Origin of the sequence: Fusobacterium sp. FSA-380-WT-3A (assembly GCF_012843705.1) — a bacterium.
In the GTDB taxonomy this organism is placed as follows: domain Bacteria; phylum Fusobacteriota; class Fusobacteriia; order Fusobacteriales; family Fusobacteriaceae; genus Fusobacterium_B.
The window spans coordinates 86,899-103,588 of sequence record NZ_JABAFQ010000006.1; the positions used below are offsets into that span (position 1 = coordinate 86,899).

A 16,690-nucleotide genomic window follows, 5' to 3' on the forward strand; every position below is an offset into this window, starting at 1 on the left:
ATAATAATAAATAAAAATGACCTCAAGTATGAGGTCATTTTTATTTAAAACTTTTTATTATTTTACAAAATTTTCTAACTCTTCTTTTGATAAAAGCCCAACTGATTTATTTACAACTTCTCCATCTTTAAATAATAATAATGTTGGAATACTCATTACTCTAAATTGTGAAGCAAGTTCTGGTTGTTCATCTACATTTATTTTTCCAACTTTTACATTAGAATTTCCGTTAGCAAAGTCTTCTAAAATAGGTCCTAAAGCTTTACAAGGTCCACACCAAGTAGCCCAAAAATCAACTAATACTAATCCTTTACTATTTAATACCTCTTCATTAAAATTTTCTTTTGTTATATTTAACATAATACCACTCCTTTTTATTTTTTATATAAAGATAATCCTACTAATAAACATCCGTCTATATAAGGATATTTTTTTTCTTTTAAATATTCAAGAAGCTCTTCATCACTTGCTCCTGGTTGAATTACTATAGATTTAAAAGTTTTGTTACATTCTTTTATAAGACGAAGTCCATCTTTTGCATTAATACATAAATCTATAATATCTATTTCTTCTGGAATATCATTTAAAGATTTTAATTCTTTTCCTACAGCATAAACATTATATCCATTAGAAATCATTTTATTTTTTATTATGCAAGCATATTTTTCTTCGTTTAAAGTATCTCCTACTATTACAAAAGTTTTTTCTTTCATAATTTCTTCTAAATCCATCTTAAGCTCCTTTCTTGACTTTATATTTATATTATATTATAATTTTATTAAAAAATATGTTGTTTTTACAACAAAAGGAGAAAATATGAAAGATTTTTTAAAAATTATAAAAAAATCTGAACTTTTTTATAGTCTAAATGATAAAGAAATTGAAGTATTATTTGAATGTCTCCAAGTAAAAATAAAAGATTTTGATAAAGAAACTTATGTTTTTAGAAGTGGAGATAAAATTAGTGAAATAGGTTTAGTCTTAAGTGGTAAAGTTCATATTATAAATGAAGATTATTGGGGAAATAGAAATATTATATATGAAATAAAAGAAAGTGAAATTTTTGGAGAAGCTTTTGCTTGTACTCAAAATATTCTTCCAGTAAGTGTTATTTCTATTCAAAAAAGTAAGGTAATGTTTATAGACTTCAACAGGATAACAAAAACTTGCTCTTTTACTACCTCTGTTAGAGAAATTTTAATTAGAAATCTTGCTATAATCCTTTCTAAAAATAATATTATTTTAACCTCAAAAATAGAACATATGTCAAGAAGAAATACAAGAGATAAATTACTTTCTTATCTTTCAGAACAAGCTAATATTGCAAAAAATTCAAAATTTTCTATTCCTTTTAATAGACAACAATTAGCTGATTATCTTTGTATTGATAGAAGTGCTATGTCAAATGAACTTTCTAAACTAAAATCTGAAGGAATTATAAAATATAAAAAAGAACAATTTGAATTATTAAAATCTTAATAATAGATAAAAAACTGAACTTTTTATGTAATATTTTTATCTAATAACAAAAATTTTATATTTTTTTTAAAAAAATATTGTTTTTTTTGAAATTTTTTAGTAAAATGTAGCATAAAAATTTTTATTGATTCAATAGGTAAACTTTATTTTATTATTTTTATATTTTTAGGAGGAAAAATGAAAAAATTAGACATGGTTTATGAAGGAAAAGCTAAAAAAGTATTTGCTACTGATTTAGAAGATCAATTTATAGTGGAATACAAAGATGATGCTACTGCCTTTAATGGACTAAAAAAAGGATCTATCGCTGGAAAAGGAGTTATCAATAATAGAATGACAAACATTGTATTCAAGTATCTTGAAGAAAATGGAGTTGAAACTCATCTTGTCCAAGAATTGAGTGATAGAGAAACTCTTGTAAAAAAAGTTTCTATAGTTCCTTTAGAAGTAATTGTTAGAAATGTTGCTGCTGGAAGTTTTTCTAAAAAATTTGGAGTAGAAGAAGGAAGAGAGTTACTTAATCCTATCTTAGAATTTTCATATAAAAATGATGAACTAGGTGACCCTATGATTAATGATTTACAAATTCTTGCTATTGGAATAGCTACAAAAGAAGAATTAAAAAATATTTCTGAACAAGCATTAAAAATAAATGAATTAATGAAAAAATTCTTTATAGAAAGAAATATCAAACTTATAGATTTTAAAATAGAATTTGGTCGTTATAAAGATAGAATAATATTAGCTGACGAAGTTTCTCCAGATACTTGTAGATTATGGGATTCAACAACTAATGAAAAATTAGATAAAGACCGTTTCCGTAGAGATTTAGGAAGAGTTGAAGAAGCTTATGAAGAAGTTTGGAGAAGAATAACTAAATAATTTTATTTTATAACGGAGGATTTATGAGAGAAGAAGATGTTCTTAAGGAAGAATGTGGAGTATTTGGAATTTATAATAATGATTCAAGAGAAGACTCTGGTAGAATAGTTTATTATGGATTATATTCTCTACAACATAGAGGACAAGAAAGTTGTGGAATCGCTGTTATGGATGACATAACTGTTAAACAATATAAAGATATGGGATTAGTTCCTGATGTATTTAATAATGAAATTTTAGATAAACTTACTGGTAGTATTGCTATTGGCCATGTTCGTTATTCTACTGCTGGAGGAAGTATTGTTCAAAATGCTCAACCTCTTGTATCTAGATATTTAAAGGGAGCTTTAGCTATAAGTCATAATGGAAATTTAGTTAATGCTCATAAATTAAGAGAGCAATTTGAAAATGAAGGTTTTATATTCCAAACTTCAATAGATTCAGAAGTTATAGCTACTATAATAGCTAGAGAAAGAGTTAGACAACCTTCTGTAGAAGATGCTGTAAGTAAAATGATGGAAATAGTAGAAGGAGCTTATTCTCTTTTAGTTATGAGCCCTAAAAAATTGATAGCTTGTAGAGACCCTCATGGATTTAGACCACTTTGTATTGGTAAATTAGATAATTCTTATGTTGTGGCTTCTGAAAGTTGTGCTTTAGACGCTGTAGGAGCTACTTTTGTAAGAGATGTTGAACCTGGAGAAATTGTTGTTATAGAAGAAACAGGAATTAGGTCTATTACTACTCATTGTAAAAAATGTGATTCTAGTTTATGTATATTTGAATTTATCTATTTTGCTCGTCCTGATAGTCGTATTGATGGAATGAGTGTTTATGAAGCTAGAAAAAGAGCTGGACGTCAACTAGCTAAAGAACATCCTGTTGAAGGAGATATAGTAATAGGTGTTCCTGACAGTGGACTTGTAGCAGCCATAGGTTATGCTGAAGAAAGTGGAATTCCTTATGGAATGGGACTTATAAAAAATCGTTATATTGGAAGAACATTTATCAGTCCTACTCAATCAAAAAGAGAAGATGGTGTAAGAGTTAAATTAAATGCTCTTAGAGAAAATGTAGAAGGAAAAAGAGTTATTATGATAGATGATTCTATTGTAAGAGGAACTACTATAAAAAGACTTGTTAAAATATTAAGAAGTGCTGGAGCAAAAGAAATACATATGAGAGTTACAGCTCCACCTTTCTTATGGCCTTGTTATTATGGAACTGATGTTCCTTCAAGAGACAAATTAGTAGCTGTTAATCACTCTGTAGAAGAAATTGCAAAAATGTCTGGATTAGATAGTTTAGGATATTTAGGATTAGATAATCTAACTAATATTGCAAAAGGATGTAAATGTAATTTCTGTGATTCATGTTTTAGTGGAAAATATCCAACACAAATCGAGATTCAAGATGAGGAGGAAAATATAAATGAAATCGAAATACGAAAGTCCCCTAAATTCAAGATATGCTAGTAAAGAAATGAGTTACTTATTTTCACCAGATTATAAATTCAAAACTTGGCGTAAATTATGGATAGCTTTAGCTGAAGTAGAAAAAGAATTAGGACTTAATATTACTCAAGAACAAATAGACCAAATGAAAGAATTTAAAGATGATATCAATTATGAAGTGGCTGAAGCTAGAGAAAAAATAGTTCGTCATGATGTAATGAGTCATGTTTATGCTTTTGGTACTCAAGCTCCTCTTGCTATGCCTATAATACATTTGGGGGCAACTAGTTGTTATGTTGGAGACAATACTGATATTATTATAATGACTGAGGCTATGAAACTTGTAAAAAAACAACTTGTTAATGTTATAAATGAACTTTCTAAATTTGTAATGGAATATAAAGATTTACCTACATTAGGATTCACTCATTTCCAACCAGCTCAAACAACAACTGTTGGTAAAAGAGCTAGTCTTTGGTTACAAGATTTAGTAATGGATTTAGAAGATTTAGATTATCAAATTTCAAAAGCAAAATTATTAGGTTCAAAAGGAACTACTGGAACTCAAGCAAGTTTCTTAGAATTATTTGATGGTGACCATGAAAAAGTAAAAAAAATAGACCCAATGATAGCTGAAAAAATGGGATTTAAAAAATGTTTTGCTGTTTCTGGACAAACATATCCAAGAAAATTAGACAGTCAAATTTTAAATGTACTTAGTCAAATAGCTCAAAGTGCTTTTAAATTTAGTAATGATATAAGACTTCTTCAACATTTAAAAGAAATAGAAGAACCTTTTGAAAAAAATCAAATTGGGTCTTCAGCTATGGCTTATAAAAGAAATCCAATGAGGAGTGAGCGTATTGGTTCTTTAGCTAGATATGTAATTGCTGATTCTATAAATCCAGCAATTACAGCTTCTACTCAATGGTTTGAAAGAACATTAGATGACTCTGCTAACAAAAGACTTTCTGTTCCTGAAGCATTTTTATGTGTAGATGCTATCCTTTCATTATATAGAAATGTTGTAGATGGACTTGTAGTTTATCCAAAAGTTATAGAACAACACTTAAATAATGAATTACCATTTATGGCTACAGAAAATATAATGATGGACGCTGTTAAAAAAGGTGGAGATAGACAAGAACTTCATGAAAAAATAAGAAGTCATTCTATGGAAGCTGGTCGTATGGTAAAAGCTGAAGGAAAACCAAATGATTTATTAGAAAGAATAGCTAATGATAAATCTTTTGGATTAACATTAGAAGAATTACAATCTATAATGGATGCTAAAAACTTTGTTGGAAGAGCTCCTGAACAAGCAAAAGAGTTTGTAGAAAATATTGTTAATCCTATTCTTGAAAAAAATAGAGATTTAATAGACAGTCATGCTGAAAGTATAAGAGTATAATTGACTTAATTTGGATTTTAGTGTATAATATAATGTAAAAATTACATTTTAGGAGGAAGAAAATATGGTAAAAGCCATTGTTGGAGCTTGTTGGGGAGATGAAGGAAAAGGGAAAATAACAGATATGTTAGCTTCTAATGCTGATATAGTTATTCGTTTTCAAGGTGGAAGTAATGCAGGACATACTATAATAAATGATTATGGTAAATTTGCTCTTCATCAAATGCCTAGTGGAGTTTTTAATGAAAATACAGTAAATATCATAGGACCAGGAGTAGCATTTAATGTACCTTACTTTATCAAAGAAATGAATTATCTAAAAGAAAATGGAATTAAAAATCCTAAAGTTTTAATTTCTGATAGAGTTCAACTTTTAATGCCTTATCATATCTTATTAGATACATATGAAGAGGCTAGACTTGCTGATAAAAAATATGGTTCTACAAAATCAGGAATAGCTCCATTCTATTCTGATAAATATGCTAAAACAGGAATTCAAATTTGTCATTTATTTAATGAAGAAATTTTAAGAGAAAGAATTGAAGCAGCTTGTGAAATAAAAAATGTTTTAATTGAACATTTATATCACATGCCTAAATTAAATCCAGAAGAAATTTTTAATGAAGTTATCCAATATAGAGATTTAATTGCTCCATACATTATAAACACTACTGAATACTTAAATAAAGCTGTTAAAGATGGAAAAAATATTTTACTTGAAGGTCAATTAGGAGCTTTAAAAGACCCTGACCACGGAATATTCCCTATGACAACTTCTTCATCAACTTTAGCTGGATTTGGTTCTATTGGAGCTGGACTTCCTGCTCGCTCAATAGAAAAAGTTTATACTGTAGCTAAAGCTTACTCATCAGCAGTAGGAGAAGGAGCTTTTGTAAGTGAGATATTTGGTGATGAAGCTCAAGAACTTCGTCTTCGTGGTGGAGATGCTGGAGAATTTGGAGCAACTACAGGAAGACCTAGAAGAATGGGTTGGTTTGATTGTGTAGCAACTCGTTATGGATGTATGTTACAAGGAACTACAGATGTAGCTTTCACAGCTATAGATGTATTAGGATATTTAGATGAAATTCCTGTATGTGTTGGTTATGAAATTGATGGAGAAGTAACTAAGGAATTCCCTGTTACACCTTTATTAGAAAAAGCTAAACCAGTATACAAAGTATTACCAGGATGGAAATGTGATATAAGAGGAATCTCTAAATATGAAGACTTACCTGAAAATGCTAGAAATTATGTAGAATTTATAGAAAAAGAATTAGGATTCCCAATTACAATTGTTTCTAATGGACCAAAAAGAAATGAAATTATTTTCAGATAATTAAAAGGACACTTTAAAGTGTCCTTTTTTATTTAAGATATTTTTCAATTTTTATACTAATTCAAATCTATATTTTTGAGTAGCCTCAGGATATTTTACTCTATCAACTTTTGAAGCAAACATATCATAAGGTCTTGCATATATTCCAAAATCTCCATAAAGAGCTTGGTAAATTACTAATTTTTCCTTTGTTTCTGAATGAGTGGCTATATGAAGAACCTTATATTCTTTTCCTTTAAAATGTCTATAAATTCTATCAGTCAAAATTTCCCTCATAAATTTCTCCTTATTTTTTAAATAAAAAGGAGGTATTACATAATTTTGTAATCCTCCCTTACAAATTAAATATTATATTTTTCTATCATTTTCTTCATTCTGTTAATAGTTCTAGTCTTTCCTATTATGAAGATTAAGTTGTATAAGTCAGCACCTCTAGGTTCTCCTGTTAATACAGCTCTAAGTGGCATATAAACTTTTGCTGGTCCTTCTCCAATTTCTTCTAAAGTATCTGTAAGAAGTTTTTTAGCCTCTTCTAAAGGAATATCCTCAGTTGGATAGTTTTCTATTTTTTCTAAGAATAATTTTATAGATTTTTTACCTGTTTCGTCAGCTATAGCATTGTATAATCTTTCGATTCCTTTTCTCTCTTTTTTATCCATATCTTCTGTTAATTCAGGTAATTCATATTCATCTTTAAAATAAACAGTTGATTCATCAGCTATTTCTTTTAATGTATGAGCATGCTCTCTAAGAATTTCAACTATTCTTTCTAATGCTACCATTTCTTTATCAGAAACTTCTTCTCCAACAAATCCTTTTGCTCTAAAGAATGGAACAGTCATCTCTGTTAATTCTTTTAAATCTTTTAATCTCATATGTTGGTTGTTTATCCATCCTAATTTTACTAAGTCAAATACAGGTCCTCCAAGAGAAACATTATCTATATTAAAGTTTTCTTTAAATTCTTGAAGAGTAAATATTTCTTTTCCATCTCCAAATGAGTATGCCATAAGACCTAAGAAGTTTAATAATCCTTCTTTTAAATATCCATTATCTCTATACCAATTTAAAGAAACAGGATTTTTTCTTTTAGAAATTTTTGTTCTATCATTATTTCTTAATAGTGGCATATGAATAAATTCAGGTTGTTCCCAACCAAATGCTTTATAAAGTTGAATATGTTTAGGAGTAGAAGAAATCCATTCTTCAGCTCTTATAACTGTAGTAACTCCCATTAAGTGGTCGTCTACAACATTTGCAAGGTGATATGTTGGATATCCATCAGCTTTTAATAAAACTTGGTCATCTATTTTACTATTTTCAAAAACAATATCTCCTCTTAATCTATCATGAATAACTGTTTCTCCCTCATAAGGCATTTTTAATCTGATTACATATGGTTCTCCAGCAGCTATTCTAGCTTCAACTTCCTCTTTAGAAAGACTTCTACAATGACCATCATATCCTGGAGCTTTTTTCATAGCTTTTTGTCTCTCTCTTAAATTGTCAAGTCTTTCTGGAGTACAGAAACAATAATAAGCTTCACCTTTTTCTACTAATTGTTTTGCATAATCAGCATAAATTCCAAATCTTTCAGATTGTCTGTAAGGACCATAAGGACCACCTACATCTGGACCCTCTTTCCAATCTAAACCAAGCCATCTTAAACTTTCATAAATCATTTCTTCAGAACCTGGTGTATATCTATTTTGGTCAGTATCCTCTATTCTTAGAATAAAATCTCCTCCATGTTTATAGGCAAAAGCTATATTGAACATAGCTATATAAGCTGTTCCCACATGTGGGTCTCCTGTAGGAGAAGGAGCTACTCTTGTTCTAATTCTTCTTTCCATCTTTATCCCTCCCGATTATATTTTCATTTATACATATTGAGTTTATCATATTTTTAATAATTTTTAAAGAAAATATTAAAAAATATTATTTTTTATTCCACCTTAAATAAGCATTAATGAAGGAGTCTATATCTCCATCCATAACAGCTCTAATATTTCCTGACTCATGATTAGTACGATGGTCTTTTACCATTGTATATGGTTGAAAAACATAAGACCTTATTTGATTTCCCCAACCTATATCAGTTTGTTCTCCTTGAATTTTTTTCATTTCTTCTTCTTTTTTCTTAATCTCTAAGTCAAGTAATTTGGCTTGTAAAACTTTCATAGCTTTTTCTCTATTTAGTAATTGAGAACGCTCTTGTTGACAAGTAGTTATAATTCCTGTAGGTAAGTGAGTAATCCTTACAGCAGAATCTGTCATATTTACATGCTGACCTCCAGCTCCTCCAGCTCTATAAGTATCTATTCTTAAATCTTCTGGTCTAATGTTAATTTCTATATTATCTTCTACTTCTGGTAACACATCTACCGAAGCAAAAGATGTATGTCTCTTTTTATTAGCATCAAACGGAGAAATTCTTACAAGCCTATGAACTCCTTTTTCACATTTTAAATATCCATAAGCAAAAGTTCCCTCTACTAATAAAGTAATAGATTTTATTCCAACTGAATCTCCAGGCATGAAATCAAGTTGACTTACTTTATACCCTTTATCACTCATCCAACGAGAATACATCCTATAAAGCATATCAACCCAATCACAAGCTTCTGTTCCTCCAGCTCCAGAGTGTATAGTTATTATAGCATTATTATTATCATATTTTCCATCTAATAAAAGTTTTGTATCAAGTATTTCTAGCTCTTTTCCTAATAAAATATGTTTTTCTTCTAATTCTTTTTCAAATTCCTCTTCTCCCATATCAATAAACTCTATTAATACTTCTTCCTCATGAAAAAGACTCTCTATCTTTTTATATTCTTCTACAAAATCTTTATTTTCATTTATTTTTTTTATAATACTTTGACTTTGATTTTTATCATTCCAAAATCCTTCTTCAAAAGTTTTCTTTTCAAGAGTAGCTATTAGATTTAATCTTTCTTCATATTTTATAGTTTTCTTTATTTCAACAATTTTTTCTTTATAAAACTGAAATTCTCTTTTTAATTCTAAAATATCCATTAGTATATATCACTCCTTTTAAATGTTATAGCCACTGCTGTAGCATATTCCTTACAATGAGAAATTGAAATATTTACTGAATATTTTTTATTAAACTCCTCTATATTATTTTTAAAAATAACATAAGGTTTTCCTAAATCATCATTTAAAACTTCAATATCTGTTAAAGAAAAATCTCTAAAACCAGTTCCTAAACTTTTTGAAATAGCTTCTTTTACAGCAAATCTTCCAGCATAAGTTTCTACTCTATTTCCTTTTATTTCAAATAATTTTATTTCATTCTCTGTAAAAACCTTTTTAATAAAATTACTATTTTTTATTGCTTTTTCTATTCTTTTTATTTCAATAATATCATTTCCAATTCCTATAAATTCCATTTAATCAATCCTATATATTTTTTTAGCATTTTCTGTTGTAATTCTTAAAACTTCTTCAAAAGGTATATTTTTTATTTCTGATATTTTTTCTAAAACATATTGAACATAAAGAGGTTCATTTCTCTTTCCTCTAAAAGGTGTAGGAGTTAAATAAGGAGAATCTGTTTCTATAACAATTCTTGATATATCTACTTTTTTTACAAACTCCACTGTTTTTTTAGAATTTTTAAAAGTTAAAACTCCTCCAATTCCAAAATAATATCCTTCAGGAATTTCTGATAAACTTTCAAAACTTCCAGGATAACAATGAAAAATCCCCTTTACATTTGGAAATTCTTTTAAAATTTCAATAGTATCAGCCATAGCATCTCTAGAATGAATTACCACAGGTAAATTTAATTCTTCAGCTAATTTCATTTGTTTTCTAAAACCAGCCTTTTGAACCTCTTTTTCATCCTCCATCCAATAATAATCAAGACCAATTTCTCCTATAGCTACTACTTTTTTATTTTTTGATAATTCTTTCAAAGAATTTTCAGCTTCCTCACTATATTCTGAAATGGAAGTTGGATGAAATCCAATTACTGCATAAATAAAATCATGAGAATTAGAATATTCTATACTTTTTATAGAAGATGGTAAATCAAAACCAATATTTACTACAAACTCCATTTTTTCTTCCATTTTTTTTATAAGTTCTTCTCTATCTATATCATATCTTTCATCATCTAAATGACAATGTGTATCTACTAATTTCATAATATATTATCCTCTCAAAAAAATAATTAATAACAATATTTTACTCTAATTTTCTTTTAAAATCTAGTTTTTTTAAATTTTTTTAAAAAAATGCTTGATTTTTTTCCTAAAATATTGTATGATTTTACGCAAATAAGAAATTTTAAAAATATAATTAAGGAGGACAAAATGACTGTATCATTTATGCTACTAAACCTAATGATGATTCTGATGCTACTTATGCTGTTACTAAGTAGTAAATTTTCATATGGAAAAATTATGTTAGGTTTATTCAATAGAAATTTTGTCCAAATTACTTTTAATAAAGGACTCCTATCTCTCTAAAATAGATAAATTAATTTTTAGAAATTTGAACAACCTAACTATAGGTTGTTTTTTTTATTCAAAATTATTTTAGGAGAAGTTTATGGAGAAAAAAATATATATAAAAATAAAAATTTTCCTCTAAAAAAAACTTGTGTAATATTTAAATTTTTATTAAATTATGGGAGGAAAAAATTATGGAAAAAAATAATATAAAAAAAGTAGGATTTTTAGGAGTATTTTCAGTTGCATCTGTTTTATTTAGTTCTCATGCTGGTGGAGGATTTGCCACAGGAAATCAAGCTACTCAATATTTTGTTTCTACAGGAATTTGGGGAATTTTTTCAGCTATCTTAGCTATGTTTTTATTGGCAATGACTATAAGAGAATGTATCATTATGAGAAATTCAAGAAATTTAAAAAGTTATAAAGAGTTATTTGAAACTTTATATCATCCTTTTGATAAGTTAGAATGGATTTTTGAAATATATTTTCATATAATGGTTGTTTGTGCTGTAGGAGCTGTTATAGCTGGGGCTGCTTCTTTAATCTCCATCAGTAGTCACATTTCTTATGGCTTTTCTGTTATGGCAGTTGGAAGTATTTTATTTATTTTAACTATTTTTGGAGCTAAATTAGTTTCTAAAGTTTCAACTATTATGTCTATTTCTATATTAATTTCAGTATTTATTATTTTCTTTGTTGGGATAAAAGCAAGATTTTCAGAAATAACAATTATAATTTCTAATATTTCTATTACAGAAACTGAAAATCCTATGAAGGCCATTATTAATGCCTTTACATATGCTGGTTTCCAATCTGTTGTAATTCCTACAATGATTGCTTGTGGAAAACCATTAGAAAATAAAAATGATGCTACAAAATCAATGACTATAGCTTTTATTATGAATTCAATAGCTTTAGTAATGTCTGTAGTAATGTTATTAGGTTGGGCTCCTGAATTTATAAGAGATAATCAAACGACACTACCTTCTTTATATATTTGTAAACAATTGGATATAAATATTTTATATTGGTTTTATAATATAGCTTTATTATTATGTTTAATTTCTACAGGTGTAACTACTATATATGGTTTTGTTTCTAGATTTTCAACTTTAAAAGTTATGGAAAAAATAGAAAGACCTATAGCTCGTAGAATGATTTCTTCTATATTATGTATGGGAGTTTCTATGAGTGTTTCTATGTTTGGATTGAGTAAAATTGTTAAATATGGTTATGGATATTGTGGTTATGTTGGAATATTTGCAATAATAATTCCATTTTTAACAATAGGATACTATAAAAATAAAAAATATATGAGAGAAAGTAAAAAAGAAAAATCTAAAGTAGAAAATATATCAATAGTTTTTGGCGTTAAATAATTTTACATACAGGAGGAAATTTATGTCACAAAATATGTTTTTACCAAATTACACAATAGGACAAGATGCTTATAAGGAAATCAAAAATATTTGTGAAAAATATGGAACAAAAATTGTTTTTATTGGAGGAAAAACAGCTTTAGAAAAAGCTAGTTTTTTAGTAAGAGATGCTATAAAAGAAAGTAAATTAGAAATAATTGATGAAGTTTGGTATGGTGGAGAAGCTTCTTATGAAAATGTAGAAATGTTAATGAAAAATGAAAATATAATAAATTCTCATATGATATTTGCTTTTGGTGGTGGAAAAGCTTGTGATACTTGTAAAGTATTAAGTGAAAAACTTGATAAACCTTTATTTACTTTTCCTACTATTGCTTCTACTTGTGCTAGTGTAACAAGTGTTTGTGCTATGTATTATCCTAATGGGGTTTATAGAGATTTATTTTTTAAAAAAGCTCCAGCTGTTCATACATTTATAAATACTCAAATAATAGCTGAAGCTCCTACAAAATATCTATGGGCTGGAATTGGAGATACTCTTGGAAAAGGATATGAACCAGAATTCTCTGCTAGAGGAAAAGAATTAGACTATCCTAATAAACTAGGAATTACTCTATCTTCTCTTTGTAAAGAACCTCTTTTTGAATATGGAGATAAAGGTTTAAAAGATTGTGAAAATAACATTAGTTCAAAAGAATTAGAAGAAACTATTTTAACTATCATAGTGACTACTGGACTTGTTTCTAATTCTCTAAAAATGTCTTACAATAGTGGTTTAGCTCATGCTGTTTGTTATGGATTTTCAACTATAAAAGAAGTGGAGGAAAATCATTTACATGGAGAACTTGTTTCTTACGGAGTTCTTGTATTAGAAATGATGGATAAAAATTATAAAGAGTTAGATAAATTAATAAATTTCTATAAAAAAATAAATTTACCAATTTCTTATAAAAACTTTAATGTAGAAATTAAAGATATGACAAGTGTTTTTGATAAAGCTTCTTCTGTAAAAGACATTGAAGTTTCAGCTTTTTCTATCACTAAAGATATGATATATAACTCTATAAAAGAGCTAGAAGAATATATATCAAAAAATTAACATTTAATTATATAGAATAAATCAAAGTCAGTAAAAAATTTATTTTTTATTGACTTTTTAATTTTTGTTATGATATACTTAGATATTCATTTAAGTATACACAAGTATACACAAGTATATTGTTAAAAATTTTTTGATATAAAGTTAGGAGGGTAATAATGATTGCTCAGAGATTAGTAGGAAAACAAGTTGGAAGAGGGGCTTTCGGAATAGCTAGAGAAGTTAAAGCTACTGAAAAAAAATTCGGAAAAGATTCTGTTATAAATTCTACATTAGGAACTTTTTTTTGTGAAGATGAAAAATTAGGAGTATTAGAACTTGTTGATAAAACATATAGGGAATTAGAATCTCCAGATACTTTCGGATATGCTGCTGGTGTAAGTGGTTCTGCTGAATATAAGGAAGCAGTTAAAAAAAGTATATTTGGTACTCATTGCAAAGAAATATTAGAAAATGCCTTTGTTGATGTTGCTTCTACACCTGGAGGTACAGGAGCTATATATACAGCTTTTAAAGGATATGGAAATGACGGAAATACTGTTTTATTACCTGAATATATGTGGGATGCCTATGTACATATTACAGGGGCTAACAGATTAAATAATACTATATATAAATTATTTGATGGGGAGAAATTTAATACTAAAGATTTCTCTGAAAAAATGTTAGAAGTTGTAAAAAGAGATGGTAGAGTTCTAGCTGTTATCAATGACCCTTGTCAAAATCCTACAGGATATTCTCTATCTTTTGAAGAATGGAAGGAAGTTGTTGAAATTTTAAGAGAAGCTTCTAAATATGGAGAAGTTATTCTTATTAATGATATAGCATATATAGATTATGATTTTAGAGGAAGAGATAATGCAAGAGAATATATGAAACTATTTTTAGGACTTCCTGAAAATGTTTTGATTCTTTTTGCTTATAGTATGTCAAAATCTTTTACGAGTTATGGACTTAGAACAGGAGCTATAGTTGCTTTATCTTCAAGTAAAAAAGTTATAGATGAATTTACTGTTGTTGCTGAATATTTATGCCGTTCTTCTTGGTCTAATGTATCAAGAGGTGGAATGGCTCTATTAGTAAAAGCTTATGAAAATGAAAATATAATCAATGGTATTAATTCTGAAAGAGATAAATGGGTAGAAACATTGAAAAAAAGAGCTGAAATTTTTGAAAGAAAATCAGAAGAGGTCGGATTAAAATATTGTCCTTTCTCTAGTGGATTTTTCTTAACAATTCCTTTAGAAGAAAATAAAGATGAGATAGTAAATGACTTAAAAGAGAAAAAAGTATTTGTTCTTCCTATAAAAAAAGGAATTAGAATAGCTATCTGTAGTATCTCTTGTAAAAAATTAGAAATTCTTCCAAAATTAATTAAAGAATCTATAGATAAATTTAATAAATAAAATTATCATAAAAAATAAAGGTATTACAAAATTCTGTAATACCTTTTTTAATAAAAAATTTATTATTTTTCCATCTCTTATTTTTTAATATATAACTTTCTAATATTATATAAAATTATTATTTTAATTTTTCATAAAACTTTAAAGTAATCATTAATAATATAAAAAGCTAGAAAGAAATCTCTCTAGCTTTTTTATTTAGAAATTTTTTAATAATTATAATAGAATTTTTATTTATTATTAACCATTATATTTAAAATTACTTCATCAGTTACTTGCATTCCATCTTTACCTAAAATTCCTGTATTTTTAATAGTAGCTTCTACATCTCTTCCTATTATTCCTTCTCCAAATAATAATCTTCTATTTTTCTTAGCTGTATAATATGAATCAAAAGCACAAGAAATTCCACTTGCTATTTTTGTAGCACATGAACTTTTTGCTCCATCACAAATCAATCCTGACATTGTTCCTAATGTAGTTTCTACTGCCATTGCACATTGCTCTAATGTTAATCCATCTAAGAATGATATAGCTCCAGCTACTCCTGCACTAGCACACATAGCTCCACAATAAGCTGATAATCTTCCTATATTTGTTTTTATATGTATTGTTGTCATATGAGAGAAGAATAATCCTCTTATTAATTGCTCATATGGAATATTTTTCATTTCACAGAATTTTATTACTGGTAAAGAAGCTGTCATCCCTTGATTTCCACTTCCACTTGTTGTCATAACTGGTAAAGAACATCCGTTCATTCTAGCATCACTACCAGCACTAGCAAAAGAAGCCATATTATTTTTTAAATCATTTCCATAAATTCCTTCTTCAATTCCTTCTTTTATAGTTTTTCCTATAGCAATTCCATATTCTGTAGTTAATCCTTCTTTTGCTATAGCTGTATTACAGTCAATTACTTTTTTAAATATAGGCTCTATTAATGATAAATCTATTGTTTTTGCTGTATTATATATTAACTCTAAAGTTAAGAAACTTCTATCTGTCATTGGTGATTCTCCACCACACTTATCATCACATGAACATCCTATTACTTTTTCTCCATTTTTAGTAATTTCTGTGATATTTGTATGATAATGTTGAATCTCTACTGTAGCAACATCATTTCCACAAGTACCAGTCAATTTAATATATAATTTTACATCTCCTTTATTTAAAACAACATTCATTCTATTTTCAGATAAATATTTTCTAACTTCAGGTAATTTTGTTCTATCTACACCAGAAATAACCATTAATTCTTTTGTTGAATCTCCTAAAATAAGACCCATAGCTACTGCAGCCTCAATTCCTACCATTCCTTCTGAACTAGGAATTTTAACACTTTTTACATTTTTTATCATATTTCCAGATAAAGAAATTTCTATTTTTTCTGGAATATTTCCTAATATATCTCTTAATTTACTTCCAGCATATGCTAAAGCTATTGGTTCTGTACATCCTTCAGCAGGCACTATTTCTTCTTCTAAAATTGCTAATATTTTATCTAACATTTTATCCTCCTAAGAATTTTTTGACTTTTTATTATTAATATTAGCAATTTCTATACCATTTTTTATATCTATATTTCTTATATAAAAAAATATTTTAAATTATATTTTTTTCAAAATGAAAATATATCTTTTCTTTAGTTTTTCTTTTTGAAAAATTTTTTCAAAAAGAAAAAGGACTAAATTTCTTTAGTCCTTTTTTATCTCTAATAATTTTTATTATTATTTGATAATTTCTGAAACAACTCC

General features: G+C 27.4%; 16 protein-coding genes. 8 read left to right on the plus strand and 8 right to left on the minus strand.

Translation table 11 applies throughout. The annotated features are described in order from the left end of the window. Positions 1 to 57: 57 nt before the first annotated feature. Positions 58 to 360 (minus strand): thioredoxin, encoded by a 303-nt coding sequence (gene trxA / locus HF862_RS05540; RefSeq protein WP_170186921.1) that lies wholly within the window; start codon positions 358 to 360, stop codon positions 58 to 60. 14 nt (positions 361 to 374) lie between these two features. Further along, positions 375 to 731 (minus strand): CoA-binding protein, encoded by a 357-nt coding sequence (locus HF862_RS05545; protein ID WP_170186922.1) that lies wholly within the window; start codon positions 729 to 731, stop codon positions 375 to 377. Between the two features lie 85 nt (positions 732 to 816). On the opposite strand from HF862_RS05545, the gene HF862_RS05550 reads away from it, so the two are divergent. From HF862_RS05550 to HF862_RS05570, 5 genes are all read left to right on the plus strand, one after another. Then, complete coding sequence (locus HF862_RS05550) at positions 817 to 1,479, plus strand: Crp/Fnr family transcriptional regulator (protein WP_170186923.1); 663 nt, start codon at positions 817 to 819, stop codon at positions 1,477 to 1,479. 177 nt (positions 1,480 to 1,656) lie between these two features. Then, positions 1,657 to 2,361 (plus strand): phosphoribosylaminoimidazolesuccinocarboxamide synthase, encoded by a 705-nt coding sequence (gene purC, locus HF862_RS05555; protein WP_170186924.1) that lies wholly within the window; start codon positions 1,657 to 1,659, stop codon positions 2,359 to 2,361. A 23-nt stretch (positions 2,362 to 2,384) separates the two neighbouring features. Further along, positions 2,385 to 3,836, plus strand: coding sequence for an amidophosphoribosyltransferase (gene purF, locus HF862_RS05560; protein WP_170186925.1), 1,452 nt, complete (start codon positions 2,385 to 2,387; stop codon positions 3,834 to 3,836). After that, positions 3,793 to 5,226: an adenylosuccinate lyase gene (gene purB, locus HF862_RS05565; RefSeq protein ID WP_170186926.1), complete on the plus strand. Its 1,434-nt coding sequence runs from the start codon at positions 3,793 to 3,795 to the stop codon at positions 5,224 to 5,226. Before purF ends, purB begins: the two co-directional genes overlap by 44 nt. 64 nt (positions 5,227 to 5,290) lie before the next feature. Next, the gene (locus HF862_RS05570; protein ID WP_170186927.1) at positions 5,291 to 6,565 is read left to right on the plus strand and encodes an adenylosuccinate synthase; all 1,275 of its coding nucleotides are present in this window, start codon (positions 5,291 to 5,293) and stop codon (positions 6,563 to 6,565) included. 51 nt (positions 6,566 to 6,616) lie between these two features. On the opposite strand, the gene HF862_RS05575 is transcribed toward HF862_RS05570, so the two are convergent. The 5 genes from HF862_RS05575 to HF862_RS05595 all read right to left on the minus strand — a co-directional run bounded on the left by HF862_RS05575 (position 6,617) and on the right by HF862_RS05595 (position 10,737). Further along, on the minus strand, positions 6,617 to 6,841 hold the full coding sequence (locus tag HF862_RS05575; RefSeq protein ID WP_170186928.1) for a DUF1653 domain-containing protein: 225 nt from the start codon (positions 6,839 to 6,841) through the stop codon (positions 6,617 to 6,619). Between the two features lie 65 nt (positions 6,842 to 6,906). Continuing rightward, positions 6,907 to 8,418 (minus strand): glutamate--tRNA ligase, encoded by a 1,512-nt coding sequence (gene gltX / locus HF862_RS05580; RefSeq protein ID WP_170186929.1) that lies wholly within the window; start codon positions 8,416 to 8,418, stop codon positions 6,907 to 6,909. A gap of 85 nt (positions 8,419 to 8,503) precedes the next feature. After that, the gene (gene prfB / locus HF862_RS05585; RefSeq protein WP_170186930.1) at positions 8,504 to 9,601 is read right to left on the minus strand and encodes a peptide chain release factor 2; all 1,098 of its coding nucleotides are present in this window, start codon (positions 9,599 to 9,601) and stop codon (positions 8,504 to 8,506) included. Next, positions 9,601 to 9,978 (minus strand): holo-ACP synthase, encoded by a 378-nt coding sequence (gene acpS, locus HF862_RS05590; protein ID WP_170186931.1) that lies wholly within the window; start codon positions 9,976 to 9,978, stop codon positions 9,601 to 9,603. The genes prfB and acpS overlap by 1 nt, the downstream gene beginning before the upstream one ends. Beyond that, complete coding sequence (locus HF862_RS05595) at positions 9,979 to 10,737, minus strand: TatD family hydrolase (protein WP_170186932.1); 759 nt, start codon at positions 10,735 to 10,737, stop codon at positions 9,979 to 9,981. Between the two features lie 500 nt (positions 10,738 to 11,237). Here HF862_RS05595 and HF862_RS05600 point away from each other — a divergent pair, with 500 nt between their 5' ends. From HF862_RS05600 to HF862_RS05610, 3 genes are all read left to right on the plus strand, one after another. Continuing rightward, positions 11,238 to 12,425 carry a hypothetical protein gene (locus HF862_RS05600; RefSeq protein WP_170186933.1) on the plus strand — a complete coding sequence of 396 codons (1,188 nt, stop codon included), beginning with the start codon at positions 11,238 to 11,240 and terminating at the stop codon, positions 12,423 to 12,425. A gap of 22 nt (positions 12,426 to 12,447) precedes the next feature. Continuing rightward, a complete protein-coding gene (locus HF862_RS05605; protein ID WP_170186934.1) occupies positions 12,448 to 13,524 on the plus strand; it encodes an iron-containing alcohol dehydrogenase family protein in 1,077 nt (358 codons plus the stop codon). Between the two features lie 158 nt (positions 13,525 to 13,682). Then, positions 13,683 to 14,930 carry a pyridoxal phosphate-dependent aminotransferase gene (locus HF862_RS05610; RefSeq protein ID WP_170186935.1) on the plus strand — a complete coding sequence of 416 codons (1,248 nt, stop codon included), beginning with the start codon at positions 13,683 to 13,685 and terminating at the stop codon, positions 14,928 to 14,930. A gap of 230 nt (positions 14,931 to 15,160) precedes the next feature. On the opposite strand, the gene HF862_RS05615 is transcribed toward HF862_RS05610, so the two are convergent. After that, a complete protein-coding gene (locus tag HF862_RS05615; protein WP_170186936.1) occupies positions 15,161 to 16,444 on the minus strand; it encodes a serine dehydratase subunit alpha family protein in 1,284 nt (427 codons plus the stop codon). Positions 16,445 to 16,690 lie beyond the last annotated feature (246 nt).